The sequence below is a fragment of the Thermoleophilum album genome (genome assembly GCF_028867705.1).
In the GTDB taxonomy this organism is placed as follows: domain Bacteria; phylum Actinomycetota; class Thermoleophilia; order Solirubrobacterales; family Thermoleophilaceae; genus Thermoleophilum.
The window spans coordinates 1,955,218-1,971,035 of record NZ_CP066171.1; the positions used below are offsets into that span (position 1 = coordinate 1,955,218).

Genomic DNA, 15,818 nt, shown 5'->3' on the forward strand with positions numbered 1-15,818 from the left:
CCGCGCGCCGCCGCTGCTCGGTACTCTTCCCGGTCGCATGTTCGACAAGGTCCTCGTCGCCAACCGTGGAGAGATCGCGATCCGCGTCATGCGGACGCTCGAAGAACTCGGTATCGCCAGCGTCGCCGTTTACTCGGAGCCGGACCGCGACGCGCCGCACGTTCGGCGTGCCGATGAGGCCTATCTGCTCGGCCCCGGCCCGGCGCCCGAGAGCTATCTGAACATCCCGAAGATCATCGAGGTCGCGCAGAAGGCGGGCGCGCAGGCGATCCACCCGGGCTACGGCTTTCTCGCCGAGAACGCCACCTTCGCGCGCGCCTGCGCTGACGCTGGCATCGTCTTCATTGGCCCGCCGCCGGAAGCGATCGAAGCGATGGGCTCGAAGACGCGCGCCCGCGAGCTGATGAAAGCGGCGGGCGTTCCGATCGTCCCCGGCACCACCGACCCCGTCGAGTCGGTCGAGGAGGCGGCGAAGATCGCCGCCGAAATCGGTTATCCGGTCGCCTTCAAGGCCGCTGGCGGCGGCGGCGGCAAGGGCTTCCGCGTCGCTGAATCCGAGGACGACCTCGAGAAAGCGTTCGAGGGAGCTTCGCGCGAGGGCGAGAAGTTCTTCGCCGATCCCACCGTCTACATCGAGCGCTACATCCCCGACCCGCGCCACGTCGAGGTCCAGATCCTCGCCGACGACCACGGCAACATCGTCTACCTGTTCGAGCGCGACTGCTCGATCCAGCGGCGCCACCAGAAGCTGATCGAGGAAGCACCCGGACCGCTCGTCACGCCGGAGCTGCGCGAGCGGATCGGCCAGATCGGTGTCGAGGCGGCACGCGCCGTTGGCTACCGGTCGGCAGGAACCGTCGAGGGTCTGCTGTCCGGCGACCAGTACTACTTCCTCGAGATGAACACGCGCGTTCAGGTCGAGCACTGCGTGACCGAGATGGTCACCGGTGTCGACATCGTCCGCGAACAGATCCGGATCGCCGCCGGCGAGCCGATCTCGTTCAAGCAGGAGGACCTCGAGATTCGCGGCCACGCGATCGAGTGCCGCATCAACGCCGAGTCGGCGGCCAAGAACTTCGCTCCCGCCCCCGGCAAGATCACGCACTACCGCGAGCCGGCGGGGCCGGGCGTGCGCGTCGACTCGGGCGTCGAGGCGGGCTACGAGGTGCTCCCGCTCTACGACCCGATGATCGCCAAGCTGATCGTCTGGGACGTCGACCGCGAGGCAGCGACGCGGCGCATGCTGCGCGCGCTCCACGAGTACGAGATCGGCGGCATCCGCACGCTGATCCCGTTCCACAAGAAGCTGCTCGCCACCGAACAGTGGGCACGCGGCGAGACCTGTCGCGACCTGCTCGGCGACAAGGAGTGGCTACGTTCGCTCGAGGAGCCTGAACGCGAAGCTGCCGGCGAGGCGCAGCTCGATGAGGCTGCCGAGGAAGAGGTCAAGGTCGAGCGCCGCTACGCGGTCGAGGTATCGGGGCGGCGCTTCGACGTGCGCGTCATCGGCCCGCCGCCGGTAGGCGGGGCGAGCAACGGCGCCGTGCCCACGCAGGCGCAAGGAGCACGCAAGCCGCCGCAGCGCCGCAAGCGCGGCTCGTCCTCGTCGGACGGCGCCTCCGGGGAACTCGTCTCGCCGATCCAGGGCACGGTGCTCAAGGTCGCCGTCCAGGAGGGCGCCGAGGTCGAGCAGGGCGCGTTGATCTGCGTGATCGAAGCGATGAAGATGGAGAACGAGATCACCGCGCCCGTCGCCGGCAAGGTCGTGAAGATCGGCGTCAACGAGGGCGGCGCCGTCGCGATCGGCGAAACGATCGCCGTCATCCAGTAAGCCGCTCTGACGGGCGCGCCAGCGCACACCGCCGCCTCGACGCGATCGCGCTGGCGGCGGTTGGTGCCGTTGGCCGCTTCGACCGTCGCCTCCCAGGCGACGATCGTTGCGCTGGCGCCGATCCTCGCTGCCGTTGCACGCGACTTCGGCACCGGCGTGGGCACCGTCGGTCTCGCGCGCGCGGTGCTGGCGTTCGCCGCCGCAGCGGGTTCGGTACCTGTCGCGGCGTACGGCAACCGTCTCGGCCCGGCGCGCTTGATCGTACTCGGAGGCGTGATTGGCCTGTGCGCCTGCGCCGCTATCGCGGCGGCCCCGTCGCTGACCGTGTTTCTCGCCGCCCACATCGTCGCGGGCGGGGCTGTTGCGTGCCTGTTGTCGGCCGGTTTCGCCGGTGCCTCGGCGTTTTTCCACGGCCGCGAGGTGGGGTGGGCGCTCGGGTTCGTGGTCGGCGCGCAGTCGCTGGCGTGGATCGTCGGGAACCCGATCATCGGGGTCCTTACGGACACTGTCTCGTGGCGGGCGGCCTATCTGGTGCCCGCCACAGCCGCGCTCGTCGCGGTCGTAGGCGGTCTGCGCGCACCGCGCACGTGCGGTAGCGGCGACAGCGGACTCGCGGCGCTGGTGTCGATCTGGCGCGATGTCGGCGCGCGGCGCTGGACCGTAGCCGAACTGGTGGCGTTCGGCGCTTGGACCGCCGAGCTCACCTACGCCGGCGCGTTCTACATCGAGACCTACGGCGTGCGCGAGGCGAGCGTCGGCTTCCTCCTCGCTTGCGGCTCGGCCGTCTATCTGGCGGTAGCGGCCACCAGCGGGCGCCATCTGGTCGGACGGCGCGCTCGGCTGTGGGCGATCGCCGGGGCGCTTGGGATGGCCGCCGCGTTCGTCCCGTTGCTCAACGTCACGCCGGCGGTCGCCTTCACTCTCGCGGCGTTCTGTTTGACCGCCTTCTTCGCAGCGTTGCGCTCGACCGCTTCGAGCGCGCTCGCGCTCGCCCAGCTTCCGGCACAGGAGGCGACGATGATGGCGGCACGCACGGCAAGCGCCCAGCTCGGCTACGTCTTCGGAGCGGCGGCGGGCGGTGCGGTTATCGGCGCCGCCGGGTTCGGCACGCTCGGCTGGCTCCTCGCCGCCGGCATGTGCGCATCGGCGCTGCTGATGGCACGAGTACCAACACCGACAAGCGGCCGGCCCGGCGCTACAGCCCGAGCGCCTTCGCCGCCTCGCGCAGGTTCTTGACGATGGCGTCCGGCTTTTTTCGCGCCTTCTCGGGCGGACCGGCCCCGTGGCGGTCGATCCACACCACCGGGATCTTCTGTTTGAGGCAGGGCTCGATGTCCGTCTCCCAGCCCGAGGCGATGTGGACCCACTCCTTTTTGCGGTCTTCGAGACGCCGTGCGCACTCCTTGAAATGGGCCGGATCGGGCTTGTAGGAGCGAACCTGCTGGCCCGTCACCACCAGATCGAAATCGACCGTGAAGTGGCGCCGCGTGGCGCCGAGCAGCTTGTCGTCGATGTTCGAGAGGATGCCGAGATCGACCTTCTTGCGCAGGCGTTCGAGCACCTTGTTGGTCTCGGCGAACGGTGGCCAGCGCGGCACGCTGTTGGGCAGAAAGTTCGCGCGCTGGCCCTCCTCGAGCAACGCTTCCCAGCCGATCTCCTTGGCCACGGCGCGCGCGGTGCGACGCAGCACCTCGGCGTAGAGCTCGTAGGAACCGCGCATCACCTCGCGCATGTGCTGCATGAAGAGCGGGATCAGCTGGTCGCGATCGACCGTGAATCCGTCCTTCGCCGCCTCGTCGCGGAACGCCTCATAGATCCCGGTTTCCCAGTCGATGAGGGTGCCGTAGCAGTCGAAGCTGACGAACTTGACGGTCTTCGGTAGTGCCAAGGCTCTCCTGACGTTCGAAGGTTCGGTAGTGTTGCGCGCCGTCTGTGGCGGGAAGCCCGCCGGAGGCGGGCGCGAATTTTACGGACGAGCGATGGATCTTCTCGAGTACCAGGGCAAGCAGCTTTTCCGCAAACACGGCGTTCCCGTACCCGAAGGCCGGCACGCCGACAGCGTCGACGCAGCGGTCGCTGCCGCTGACGAGCTCGGCTACCCGGTGGTGGTGAAGGCCCAGGTCAAGATCGGCGGGCGCGGCAAGGCCGGTGGTATCAAGCTGGCTCGCAACCGCGACGAAGCCCGCGCCCACGCCGAAGCGATCCTGGGCATGGACATCCGCGGTTTCACAGTCCACGAGCTGTGGATCGAGCGGGCGTCGGAGATCGAGGAGGAGTACTACGCCGCCGTTCTTCTCGACCGCTCGGCAAAACGCCCGCTCGTGATGCTGTCGCGGATGGGCGGGATGGACGTCGAGGAGATCGCCGCGCGCGACCCGCAAGCGATCGTCCGCCTGCACATCGATCCGCTGCTCGGTTTCCAGGATTTCCACGGCCGTCGCCTGGCTTTCGAGGCCGGTATTGCGCGTGACGTCGTGCGGCCGGTCGGCGCGATCCTCGGCAAGCTCTACGAGGTCTTCATTCGCGAGGACGCCACCCTCGTCGAGGTCAACCCCCTGCTCGTCACCAAGAGCCGCGAGGTCGTTGCGCTCGACGCCAAGGTCACGCTCGACGACAACGCGCTCTGGCGCCATCCCGACAGCGCCGAGTTCCGCGACGTCTCGGCCGAGGATCCGCAGGAGCGGATGGCTAAGGAGCGCGGGCTCCAGTATGTGAAGCTCGACGGCAACGTCGGCATCCTCGGCAACGGCGCCGGACTCGTGATGTCGACGCTCGACGTCGTCGCCCAGGCTGGCGGCAAGCCGGCGAACTTCTGTGACGCCGGCGGCGGCGCGAAGGCCGACGAGATCGTCGCTGCCGTCGAGGTGATTCTCTCCGATCCCAAGGTGACGGCGCTCTTGTTCAACATCTTCGGTGGCATCACCCGCTGCGACGAGGTAGCCCGCGGCCTGGTCGAGGCGTTCGAGCGCCTCGACATCTCCGTGCCGGTGGTGGTGCGACTCGACGGCACCAACGACGAGGAGGGCCGCCGGATCCTCGCCGAGGCGAACCTCGAGGGCGTCCACGTCGCCAAGACGATGCTGGATGCAGCCCGGCGTGTCGTCGAGCTGGCCGGGCCGGTACCGCAGGAGGCACGCGCATGAGCATCCTCGTCGGCGAACACACGAAGCTCGTCGTTTCCGGCCTGACCGGACGCGAAGGCTCTTTCCACGGGCTCAACAACCGCCGCTACGGAACCCAGGTCGTAGCCGGCGTCACGCCGGGCAAGGGCGGCAGCGACGTCGAGGGCATCCCGGTGTTCGACACCGTGCACGAAGCGGTCGCCGAAACCGGTGCCAACACGTCGATGATCTTCGTACCGCCGCGCTTCGCCGCCGACGCGATCCTCGAAGCGGCCGACGCCGGGGTCGAGCTCTGTATCTGCATCACCGAGGGGATCCCGGTGCACGACATGCTGCGCGTCTACACACAGCTCAAGCGCGACGGGCGTAAGCGTCTGATCGGCCCCAACTGCCCGGGGGTGCTCTCGCCCGGGAAGGCCAACGTCGGGATCATCCCGGCCCACTTCTTCAAGCCCGGATCGGTCGGGCTTGTATCGCGTTCCGGGACGCTCACCTACCAGATCGGCAACGAGATCGCTCAGCGCGGGCTCGGGAACTCGACGATCGTCGGCATCGGCGGCGACCCGATCGTCGGCTCGTCGTTCATCGACATCGTGCAGATGTTCGAAGAGGATCCCGAGACCGAGCTGATCGTGCTCGTCGGCGAGATCGGTGGCGACGAGGAGGAGCGCACCGCTGACTTCATCGCCGAGAACGTCTCCAAACCGGTGGTCGGATACATCGCCGGCTTCACCGCTCCTCCCGGCAAGACAATGGGTCACGCCGGCGCGATCATCTCGGGGTCGAAGGGCACGGCACAGGCGAAGGCGGAGGCGCTCGAAGCGCGCGGGGTGCGCGTCGGTCGCAATCCAACCGAGGTCGCCGAGATCGTCGCCGAGATTCTCGGTGCCCGCGTGTAGCACCCTGCTCGCCAGCGGGCGCGCGATATCGTCCCGCCCGTGAGCGCGCAAACGACGATTTCTCTCGCGCGCGGGGCGCCCTCGCTTGACCTCGTTCCGGTCGACGAGCTACGCGAGGCTGCCGATCGCGCTTTCAGCTCGCACCCCGAGCACTGCTTCTCGTACGGACCGGCCGCCGGCCACCCGCTGCTCGTCGAGTGGATCGCGGCGCGGCATGGCGTCACGGCCGACCAGGTCTTCGCCACCAACGGCTCGATGCAGGCCGACGCGTTCTTCTTCCAAGAGCTCGTCGAACCAGGCGATCTGGTTGTGGTCGAAGCGCCGACCTACGACCGCACGCTGCTGATGCTGCGCGAGCTCGGCGCCGAGATCCTTGCCATCCCGCTCGAGGCGGACGGGCTCGACGTCGGCGCGCTCGAGAGGGCCCTGGACGCCGGGGCGCGCCCCCGTTTCGCGCACGTGATCCCCAACTTCCAGAACCCCGCCGGTTGCACTCTTTCGCGCGAAAAGCGCGAGCGTCTCCTCGCGCTTGCCCGCCGCTACGACTTCCTGATTTTCGAGGACGACCCCTACGTCGAGGTGCGCTTTGCCGGCGAGCCGCTGCCGCGGATCTTCGACCTCGACGCCGAGCGTCGCCACGTCGTCTACGTGTCGTCGTTCACCAAGACCGTGTGCCCGGGCGTGCGCGTCGGGTACGTGCTCGGCGACAGCGAGCTCGTCGCGCGGCTGCGCCGGCGCGCAACCAACACTTACATCTCGCCCTGCGTAGCGTCGCAGGGCATCGTCGCCGAGTTCTGCCGGGGCGGCGGTTTCGAGCGCGCGCTCGAGCGCGTTCGCAGCGCGCTGCGCGAACGCCGCGACGCCCTCTGCGACGCGCTCCGCGAACACCTGCCGGAGGCCCGTTTCGTGGTGCCCGAAGGCGGCTACTTTCTGTGGGTCGATCTTCCCGACGGCGACGTCCGAGCGCTCGAGCCGGCGGCGCGCGAGCGCGGCGTTGTCGTAGTCAAGGGCACCGACTTCTTGCTCGAAGGCGGCAAGCGCTCGCTGCGATTGGCCTACTCCGCGGAACCTCCCGAACGGTTGCGCGAAGGCGTGGCGCGCCTCGCTGCTGCCTACCGGGAGCTCAGCGCGGTTTCGCGCTGACAGCTCTAACTTGGCGAACGACCGGCCACCTTCCGTTTCGCCGCTCGCGGTCGTAGCGCATGCGCTCCTCCTCTTGCGTGGACGTCTGCGCGCGCTGGTCGCGGTGGGTGTCGCGGTGTCGCTCCCAGCTCACGCGATCGTCGACGGCATCGGGCTGCGGCAGCTCACCTCGAGCTACACACCGACGGTCGACGTCGGCGAGGCCGCGGTCGTCAGCCTCGTCGACCTGCTCGTGGTGGGGCCGCTCGTTACGGCGGCGTGCATTCGCGTCGTCGTTCGCGAACCAGCACGCGAACGTCCAGGGCTCGCGGCAGCGCTGGCGTTCGCGTTCGAACTGTTCCCGCGTGCCGTTCTCGTCCTCACACTCGCCACCGTCGGGATCTTTTGCGGTCTTCTTCTGTTCGTCGTGCCCGGCCTGTACCTGGCGGTGCGCTGGGCACTCGTGTTGCCGGTCGTCGCACTCGAAGACGTGAATCCGTTGGCCGCGCTGCGCCGCAGCGGCGAGCTTGTCCGCGGCGCCTTCTGGCGCTGCGCGTTCGTCGTAGCGGCGGGCTCGCTGTTCGCATCGGTCGCCGCGTTCGCGATCGGCTCGCCGTTCGCTGCTGTGGCCCGCAGCACCGACGCCGCTGCGTGGCTCGTCGTGGGCCAAGGCTTGTCGAGCGCGGTCGCGCTGCCGACGGTGGCTGTTTTCGCGACCGTTCTCTACTTCGACCGGCGCTCCGGTGGCCAGCCGCTCGCCGCGGTCGACCGCGGTAGCGGCGCTCGCGACGACTGACCCCCTAGCTCGCTACGCTGCCGAGCGCGCCTTGCTTGGCGCACCGCGGCGGCGCTGGAGCCACCGACAGGCGTCGCGACTAGGAACGCCGGCGACGGCCGCCGGGAGCCGCGCCCGCCGCTGTCGCCCGCCTCAACGGCCCCAGTGCTCGCGCGCCATCACGAGCTGTTCGGGCAGCGCGGTGCGCGGCGGCGGTGACGGATCGGCTTTGACCGACACCGTTTCGGCGACGCTGCGCGTGATCTCGAGACGATGACCCTCGCTGCTCTCGACCGCCACCCAGTCGTCACTTTTGTCGGCGACCTTCCCCTCGAGACCGGGATAGAAACCGGCGTCCTTGAGGTAGTGCAGGAGGTCTTCGGCTTCGTTCTCGAAGCGTACGACGCGGATCTTCGCGCCGACTTCGCAATCAGCGAGCGGCACTGCCTCTTCGCGCTCGCCCTCGAAGATCGGGTGCCCGTGGGGGCACGTCTTGGCGTCACCGATCGCGCGCAGCATGCGCTCCTCGACGATCGGCGACATCCAGTGCTCAAGTCGCTCGGCCTCCTCGTGGACCTGGTCCCACGGGATGTCGAAGACGTCGGTGAGGAAGCGCTCGATCAAGCGGTGGCGACGCACGATCGTGGCCGCCTGCTCGCGGCCCCGCTCGGTGAACTCGATCGTCTTGTCGGGTCGGCGCCGCACGTAACCGTCGCGCTCGAGCCGGCCGACCATCTCGTGAACCGTCGGCGGCGCCACCTGCATCGCCCGGGCGATGTTGGCGCCGGTCACCGGTAGACCGGCCTCTTCCAGCCAGTAGATCGTCTGCAGGTACTCCTCTTCGGCGACGGTTGCGTGCTCGCGTGACATCTCGCGGCCCATCCTACCCGCCACCTCGCCGTCACCGGCGCAGCCGATCGGCGGCAGCTCCCGAGCTGCACTGCGCCGCAGCTTGCGCCACGATTGCGGCTATGGCGGAGCTGAAGCTGGAAGTCAAGCGTGGCGACATCACCAAGCTGGCGGTCGACGCGATCGCCAACGCCGCAAACACCGAGCTGCGCCACGGCGGCGGCGTCGCCGGGGCGATCGTGCGCGCCGGTGGTTCGGAGATCCAGGAGGAGTCCGACCGCAAGGCGCCGATCGGGCTCGGCGAGGCGGTCGAGACCGGCGCGGGAAGCCTTCCGGCGAAGTGGGTAATTCACGCCGCGACGATGGAGCTCGGCGGACCGACCTCGGCCGAGATCATCGACAAGGCCACGCGCAGCACGCTCGCCAAAGCTGAAGAGCTCGGTTGCCGCTCGCTCGGGCTGGTGGCGTTCGGCACCGGCGTCGGCGCCTTCCCGCTCGACGAAGCAGCGCGCATAATGGTGCGCGCGGTGCGGGCACACCAGCCGCGGACGCTGGAGCGCGTGGTGTTCTGCGTGCGAGGCGAGGAAGCCGAGGAAGCGTTTCGCGCAGCGCTCGCAGACAGCGAGGGCTGAACGCGGTGTGGTCTCCGTCGCGTGCGCGCCGGGCTGCTCCTCGCCCATCCCCGCCGACCGCGACCAGCTGGCCCCGGTGTTAGACACGCGCCATCCACCGGCGCTCATCGCGCCCGACAGCTTCAAAGGGTCGCTCACCGCGGAGCGGGTCGCACGGGCGATCGCGCGCGGCATTCGCGCGGCCGGGGCCGAGGCGGTCGAGCTCCCCGTCGCTGACGGCGGCGAGGGGACGATGCCAGTGCTGGTGCGCGCCGTCGGAGGTGACATCGTCACGACGCGCGTGAGCGACCCTCTCGGCCGCCCCGTCCAAGCGCGGTTCGCACTGTTGGCCGACGGCAGGACGGCCGTCGTCGAGGTGGCCGAAGCAGCGGGACTGGCTTTGCTCGGCGAGCACGAGCGCAACCCGCTCGCAGCGACGACCTACGGAGTCGGCGAGCTGATCGTCGCAGCGGCGGAGCGCGGTGCGGAACGGGTTCTCGTCGCAGCCGGCGGCAGCGCGACGGTCGACGGCGGGCGCGGCGCGCTCCAAGTGCTCGAACGACACGAGTGCCGTCCGCGGATCGTGGTCCTCTGCGACGTCCGAACGCCTTGGGAGGAAGCAGCCCGCATGTTCGGCCCCCAGAAGGGCGCGCGACCGGCGGACCTCCCCCTGCTCGCAGAGCGCCTCGAGCGGCTCGCCGAGGCGGCGCCGAAAGACCCCCGTGGCGTCCCGGGCGGCGGTGCCGCTGGCGGCCTCGCCGGAGCGCTGTGGGCATGGCTGGACGCTGAGCTCGTCGAGGGTGCGCGGTACGTCCTCGACGCGATCACTTTCGACCGTGCTCTCGCTGCTTGTTGGTTCGTCGTGACCGGGGAGGGCCGCCTCGACGCCCAAACCTTGGCGGGCAAGGTGGTCTGCGAGGTAGCGACGCGCGCGCGCCAGCGCGGGGTCACATGTCACGCGATCTGCGGGCAGATTGCGCTCGACGAATTCGGCATGCGCGTGCTCGACCTGCAGGGGCTCGCGACAGCCACAAACGAAGGCGAGCTGACTGCGGCCGCACGCGAGCTCGTCCATGCGGAGCATCCCTGCCTGCGCGACGACGAAGCGTCGTGCGTGGAGTGAAGGTGAGAGAGGGCGTCGAGCCCAGGGCGGGCAACAAGTCGCAAATGCGCTCGCTCAGTCGCAAAGCCGTTCGCTCTCGCTTCCGGGCGGCTCGGCCGGCGGAAGCGGCGCGGGCGCCCCGCAGCTGCGGGGCGCCCGCCGGTCACCCGTGGACTCGTAGCTCGGTGCCCGAGCGGGGCACCTTGGGCAGCGCCATTCTGTGTACGGCCCGCCTCTTTTGCGATCACCTCGCTTTCAGCGTGTGCCGAGACGCGGCCTGAAGCCGCGGTACTCGGGCGTGTGCTCCCACTCCTCGTCGCTCTCGGCCAGGACCAGCTGACCGATCGCCCCGACGCCGATCAGCGTCACAGCGGCGCCGATCAGGCAAAGCGCGCCGCTCGCCGCCGGTACACCGATGCCGACGAGCAGCGGCCCGATCGCCGCGCACGCCGCCATCCACGGCGCCACGAGACGCCGCCGGGCGAGGCCGAAGGCGAGCACGATCATGCCCGCCACCAGCCCGTAGGAGAGCAGGTAGATGGGGATGAAGGTGGCAGCGCTGTCGTGCATGCGCTCGAACAGCGCGACCGTACCTCCGCCACCTACGCCGGCCGCCGCCCAGCCACCGAACCCCTCGATGGCCAGGTAGCCGGCGGCAGCCATCGCTCCTACCAGCCCGAGCGCCCCGCCGAGATGGCCCACCGATGGATCGCGCTCGCGCAGCATGTGCATGAGCCCGAGCACGACCGGTACGGTGAAGACCAGACCGGCGCCGATCAGCAAATAGGCGACTAGCCAGCGATCGCGGTCAGCGGCGATGGTCGCGAGTTGGCCGCGCACGGTGTCCTCGAGCCCGGGATGAACGATCATCCCGACGATCACCAGCACCGGCGCGACGACCATGCACACGCCCGCTACCAGCTTGCGAAAGTGATGAGCCTTTGTCGTGCCCATCGTTGCCCCTCCTCGTCGTTGGCTGGAGCGGCCGGTGGGCGGAGCGTCCGCCGCTGGCGTCGGGCGGCGCGCCGCCGCCCGCCTACCGCCCTCGTTCCTGACTACTCAGGAATGTAGCGATCGTTACTTGCGTTGTCGCGGCCTGCAGCGGTCCGCCGAGCGCTGCGAACCCCGCTACCTCCCGCTCTAGCCGTTAAGCGACGCGCGGAGCAGCGCGCTCCGACAGGCTGCGCACGACGGCTTCGTAGACGCCTTCGCCCGCCGCCCCCAAGGTCACCTCGACGTTGCCGTAGCGGTCGAGCTCCTCGCGCAGCGACGGGTCCTCGTCGAGCGCGTTACGGACCAAAAAGAAGCGGCCGACGAGCGGAGCGACGGCCAGGTCCTCGCGGGAATCCCCGACGGCGATGCACTGTTCGCGGGCGAGGCCGCGGATCGCCATGTGCCGTGCGACCGCCGTCGCCTTCGAGGCCGGTTTCGGCAGCAGATGGTACGCGTGTGCGGGCGCCTCGAGCGACAGGCGGCACTCACCGGGCGGCAGAACGCCGTTGTCGACCAAGCGCAGACCGTCGACGCCGGCCTCGGCCAGCGCCGCTTCGGCGGCGCTCGGTTCGACCAAGCCGCGGAAAAGGTGCGTGATCCGCCGCTCGCGATGCCACGGCGCGTGCGGCTCGAGCCGCCCGGCGAAACGATCGAGCAGGATCTCAGGTGCTCCGCTCGCCGCGACGCGATCGAATACGGTCTCGTCGGCACTGCGCGGCAACCACTCTTCGCCTACGAGCAGGAAATCTTGGCCGTCGACCGCCAGGCCGCCGCCAAGCTCGTAGATGAATGCGCTCTGGCCGATCAGCCGCGCGTCCTCGGCGACCTGCACGCGCTTGCGGCCCGACATCAACACCACCTCGATGTCGGCGCGGTAGCAGAGCTCGAGCGCCCGCGCCGCGAGCAACGTGAAGCCGCCCTCGGCGGTGCGAAACAGCGACGCGCCAGCACCCAGCAGAGTGCCGTCGAGGTCGGTGTAGAGGCAGGCGATCGCCGCCCGCGCTCGCGACTGTCGGGCGCTCTTCACGGCCGTTGCGCGCCCAGAGATATAAAGGGTGGTCGCTCGACGACCTCGACTTGGATGAGCCGCCCGTCGGCCGTCTGGAGCGGCGGCGCGTGATCGTCGAGCAGCCGGCCTTCCCGGCGCAAACGCTCGAGGATCACGCGCAGCACGGCGTAGGCCATCGGCGCCAGATCGGGCAGCGGCTGGTGGCGGTTGCGCCGCTCTTCGAGGTCGACCTGCACCATGGCATCGACGCCGACGAGATCGCGCACATGCAGCAGCATCGAGGTCTCGATCGCGTAACCGGTCGCAAAGGGAATGCGTTCGAGCAGCGCCCGCCGCGCGGCCACCTCGCCCGCGAGCGGCTGCACGAACCCCGCGAGCTCGGGGTAGAAGGCGGACAGCAAAGGCCGCGCACAGAGCTCGGTGACGCGACCACCGTCGAGCGGCCGCTCTTCGCCTTCGTCGGTGGTGAAGGGCCGGCGGAAGAACCCTTTCACGAACGCCACGTCGTCGTAGGCGAGCAGCGGTCCGAGCATGCCGATCGCGAAGTGGCGTGGGAAGCGGCGCGTGTCGGCGTCGAGGTAGACGACGAGGTCGCCCTCGACGACAGCGAGCGCCCTCCACATCGCGTCGCCCTTCCCGAGCGCCTGCCCGAATTCGGGCATGAGCTCCGACTCCTGGTGCACTTCGGCACCGTGCGCCGCCGCAACGGCGGCGGTGCCATCGCGCGAGGCAGCGTCCACGACGACTATCTGATCCACGAGATCGCCGAGGCTGCGCAGCTTGTCGACGATGTCACCGACCGTGTCCGCAACTTCGCGCGCCGGGAGAACCGCCGACACGCTCTCGCCGCGCTCCCGTTTCAGGCGGATGAGCTCGTCGAGTCGGAAGTCGCGGTGATGGAAGGTCCGAATCACGGCGCTCTCGGCTGGCAGCAGGACCGCGGCGACAAGCGGTCGCCGTGGCGCTGGGGTCGAACGAGGTCCGCCTACTATCGCACTCGATGCGCCCGGCGCCTAGCAGGGATTTGGTGCGGATTCTCACGAGCGCCGGTACCGGGGGCCGAACGGTCGTTCGCCTCAGCGAGAGAGCTCGCCGTAGCGAGCGCGTCGCCTTGCCCGACGACCTCCACGACGAGGTGCGCTCGGCCCTTGCACGTCTCGGCATCGGCGCCCTCTGGCGGCACCAGGAAGCGGCCTGGGAAGCGGTAAAGCGCGGGCACGTCGCGATCGCGACGGGCACCGCGAGCGGTAAGTCGCTGGCGTTCAACCTGCCGGTGCTCGACGTGCTCGCGCGTGACCGCTCGGCCCGCGCGCTCTACCTCTACCCGGCGAAGGCGCTAGCCCAGGATCAGGCGCGCAAGCTCGACGAGCTCGGTCTGCCCTTCCTGCGGCCGGCGATCTACGACGGCGACACCCCGAAAGCGGACCGGCCGGCAATCCGCCGTGACGCCAACGTGGTGCTCACCAATCCCGACATGCTCCACCTCGGGATCTTGCCCAACCACGCTTCTTGGGCGCGCTTTTTTCGCAACCTCGCGGCGGTCGTCGTCGACGAGGCGCACGTCTACCGTGGCGTTTTCGGCTCGCACGTGGCCAACGTCCTGCGCCGCTTGCGCCGGATCGCTGCCCGCTACGGCACGCGCCCGCGTTTCCTTCTCGCCTCGGCAACGATCGCCAACCCGGCCGAACACGCCAGGGCGCTTATCGGCGAGCCGGCAACGGTCGTCCGCGACGACGCCGCACCGCGGCACGCGCGCGACATCGTGCTGTGGAACCCGCCGCTGATCGACGAACGGCTCGGTTTGCGTGCTTCGGCACTCGCTGAGGCGGCACACCTGTTGGCTCGCCTCGTCGCAGCCGAGGTGCGCACGATCTGCTTTCTCAACTCGCTGCGCGGCGTCGAGCTCGTGCATCGGTTCACCGTCGAGCGCCTTCGCGACGACGGTTGCGCGCCGCTGGCGCGCCGGGTGCTCCCCTACCGCGCGGGATACACGCCCTTCCAGCGGCGCGAGATCGAAAGCAAGCTCGTGTCCGGCGAGCTGCTCGCTGTCGTGGCGACGAACGCACTGGAGCTCGGGATCGACATCGGCGACCTCGATGCCGCCATCTGCGTGACCTTCCCGGGCACCGTCGCGAGCCTCAAACAGATGTGGGGCCGCGCAGGCCGCCGCCGACGCGGTCTTGCCGTGTTTCTCGCCGGCGACGACGCGCTCGACCAGTTCCTCTGCCGCCATCCGGAGGATTTCCTCGCCCGTCCCGTCGAGCAGGCGATCGTCGACCCGGAAAGCGAGGAGATCCAGCTCGCTCACCTCTGGTGCGCGGCGCACGAGCTGCCGCTCACCGCTCGCGACCGCGTCTTTTTTGGCGAACGGCTCGAAGAGCGGCTACGCACGCTGGTGCGCGTGGGCGCCGTGCGCGAGCACGGCGGCAGATACCTAAACCGTTCAGCGCTTTTTCCTCCGGAACGCGTGCCGCTGCGGAGCGCGAGCGCCACATCCGTGGCGATCGTGGACCGCACGACCGGCGAGCTGCTCGGCACCGTCGAGCGCGCACGAGCCCCCGCGCTCGTTCACCCGGGCGCGGTTTACATGCATCTCGGGGTTCAGTACGCGGTCGTCGATCTCGATCTCGAGACCGGCAGGGCTCTGGTCGAGCCCTTCAACGGCGACTGGTACACGCAACCGCGCCACGACACCGAGGTGATGATCGAGGCCGTAAGCCGCGAGATCGCCACGCCCAGCGGCCTTCGTCTCTGTTTCGGTGTGATCTCGGTCACCGACACCGTGATCGCCTACCAGCGCAAGCGTGTGCGCGATCACGAACCGATCGATCTTGTCGGCCTGGAGCTGCCGAGCGAAGAGTTCGTCACCCAGGCGCTGTGGTGGGTGTTGCCCGACGAACAGTTCGGACAGGTCGCGATCGACGAGCTGCCGGGAGCATTGCACGCAGCCGAGCACGCCCAGATCGCCGTTTTGCCGCTCCTGGCGATGTGCGACCGCTGGGACATCGGCGGGCTGTCGACCGCCTGCCACGCTCAAACCGGCAAGCCGACCGTGTTCGTGTACGACGGTCACCCGGGCGGGGTGGGCATTTCACGAACGGGCTTCGACCGTTTCGGCGAATTGACGCAAGACGCCCTGCAACTGGTGCGCGAATGCCCTTGCGAGGGCGGCTGCCCGTCCTGCATTCAGTCGCCGAAGTGCGGGAACCTCAACGAGCCGCTGTCGAAAGCCGGTGCACACATGCTGCTTGAGGCGCTCGCGAGCGCGATGGCCGGGGTGTCGTTGCAACACGTTCCCTCGCCCGCGCGAGCGTGACAGCGAGCGCTCGTGGCCCTCGCCGCGAGGAGCGTGCCGATCGCTGCGGCGCGCCTGCAAGATCGCTTGCAGCGAGCAGGAATTCGGTACGGGCACTCAAGCCAGCTACCGCTGTGCCGAACTTGGGCGCTAGATGCGGTTGCCTCGCATCGTGCTCCCCCTCGCGGTCACGCTGCTCGCCGCCCCATC

At 69.4% G+C, this 15,818-nt stretch carries 14 protein-coding genes; 9 read left to right on the forward strand and 5 right to left on the reverse strand.

Features of this window, described 5'->3' with window-relative positions; translation table 11 throughout:
- Positions 1-37: 37 nt before the first annotated feature.
- A complete protein-coding gene (accC, locus tag JDY09_RS09130; RefSeq protein WP_274716621.1) occupies positions 38-1,831 on the forward strand; it encodes an acetyl-CoA carboxylase biotin carboxylase subunit in 1,794 nt (597 codons plus the stop codon).
- A gap of 69 nt (positions 1,832-1,900) precedes the next feature.
- Complete coding sequence (locus JDY09_RS09135) at positions 1,901-3,067, forward strand: MFS transporter (protein ID WP_274716622.1); 1,167 nt, start codon at positions 1,901-1,903, stop codon at positions 3,065-3,067.
- On the opposite strand, the gene JDY09_RS09140 is transcribed toward JDY09_RS09135, so the two are convergent.
- Positions 3,027-3,719 carry an HAD family hydrolase gene (locus tag JDY09_RS09140; RefSeq protein WP_274716623.1) on the reverse strand — a complete coding sequence of 231 codons (693 nt, stop codon included), beginning with the start codon at positions 3,717-3,719 and terminating at the stop codon, positions 3,027-3,029. The two genes, JDY09_RS09135 and JDY09_RS09140, sit on opposite strands and share 41 nt — an antisense overlap.
- Positions 3,720-3,810: 91 nt before the next feature.
- Here JDY09_RS09140 and sucC point away from each other — a divergent pair, with 91 nt between their 5' ends.
- From sucC to JDY09_RS09160, 4 genes are read left to right on the forward strand one after another with little or no spacing between them, the layout of a single operon-like run.
- Complete coding sequence (gene sucC, locus JDY09_RS09145; RefSeq protein ID WP_274716624.1) at positions 3,811-4,974, forward strand: ADP-forming succinate--CoA ligase subunit beta; 1,164 nt, start codon at positions 3,811-3,813, stop codon at positions 4,972-4,974.
- Complete coding sequence (gene sucD / locus JDY09_RS09150) at positions 4,971-5,852, forward strand: succinate--CoA ligase subunit alpha (protein WP_274716625.1); 882 nt, start codon at positions 4,971-4,973, stop codon at positions 5,850-5,852. Before sucC ends, sucD begins: the two co-directional genes overlap by 4 nt.
- 39 nt (positions 5,853-5,891) lie before the next feature.
- The gene (locus JDY09_RS09155; protein WP_274716626.1) at positions 5,892-6,995 is read left to right on the forward strand and encodes a PLP-dependent aminotransferase family protein; all 1,104 of its coding nucleotides are present in this window, start codon (positions 5,892-5,894) and stop codon (positions 6,993-6,995) included.
- Positions 6,996-7,005: 10 nt separating this feature from the next.
- Positions 7,006-7,770, forward strand: coding sequence for a glycerophosphoryl diester phosphodiesterase membrane domain-containing protein (locus tag JDY09_RS09160; protein WP_274716627.1), 765 nt, complete (start codon positions 7,006-7,008; stop codon positions 7,768-7,770).
- Between the two features lie 132 nt (positions 7,771-7,902).
- Here JDY09_RS09160 and JDY09_RS09165 read toward each other — a convergent pair whose 3' ends face one another.
- Complete coding sequence (locus tag JDY09_RS09165) at positions 7,903-8,619, reverse strand: metal-dependent transcriptional regulator (RefSeq protein WP_274716628.1); 717 nt, start codon at positions 8,617-8,619, stop codon at positions 7,903-7,905.
- A 101-nt stretch (positions 8,620-8,720) separates the two neighbouring features.
- Between JDY09_RS09165 and JDY09_RS09170 the strand changes: the two genes are divergently transcribed.
- Complete coding sequence (locus JDY09_RS09170) at positions 8,721-9,230, forward strand: macro domain-containing protein (protein WP_274716629.1); 510 nt, start codon at positions 8,721-8,723, stop codon at positions 9,228-9,230.
- A gap of 7 nt (positions 9,231-9,237) precedes the next feature.
- Positions 9,238-10,332, forward strand: coding sequence for a glycerate kinase family protein (locus JDY09_RS09175; protein ID WP_274716630.1), 1,095 nt, complete (start codon positions 9,238-9,240; stop codon positions 10,330-10,332).
- A gap of 234 nt (positions 10,333-10,566) precedes the next feature.
- Here the strand turns inward: JDY09_RS09175 and JDY09_RS09180 are convergent, their stop codons facing one another.
- The 3 genes from JDY09_RS09180 to JDY09_RS09190 form a co-directional block, all read right to left on the reverse strand.
- Positions 10,567-11,265 carry a hypothetical protein gene (locus JDY09_RS09180; protein ID WP_274716631.1) on the reverse strand — a complete coding sequence of 233 codons (699 nt, stop codon included), beginning with the start codon at positions 11,263-11,265 and terminating at the stop codon, positions 10,567-10,569.
- Positions 11,266-11,458: 193 nt separating this feature from the next.
- Positions 11,459-12,331 carry an HAD family hydrolase gene (locus JDY09_RS09185; protein WP_274716632.1) on the reverse strand — a complete coding sequence of 291 codons (873 nt, stop codon included), beginning with the start codon at positions 12,329-12,331 and terminating at the stop codon, positions 11,459-11,461.
- A complete protein-coding gene (locus JDY09_RS09190; RefSeq protein WP_274716633.1) occupies positions 12,328-13,227 on the reverse strand; it encodes a glucosyl-3-phosphoglycerate synthase in 900 nt (299 codons plus the stop codon). Before JDY09_RS09190 ends, JDY09_RS09185 begins: the two co-directional genes overlap by 4 nt.
- A gap of 113 nt (positions 13,228-13,340) precedes the next feature.
- On the opposite strand from JDY09_RS09190, the gene JDY09_RS09195 reads away from it, so the two are divergent.
- Positions 13,341-15,629, forward strand: a complete 2,289-nt coding sequence (locus tag JDY09_RS09195; RefSeq protein ID WP_274716634.1) for a DEAD/DEAH box helicase — start codon at positions 13,341-13,343, stop codon at positions 15,627-15,629.
- Positions 15,630-15,818 lie beyond the last annotated feature (189 nt).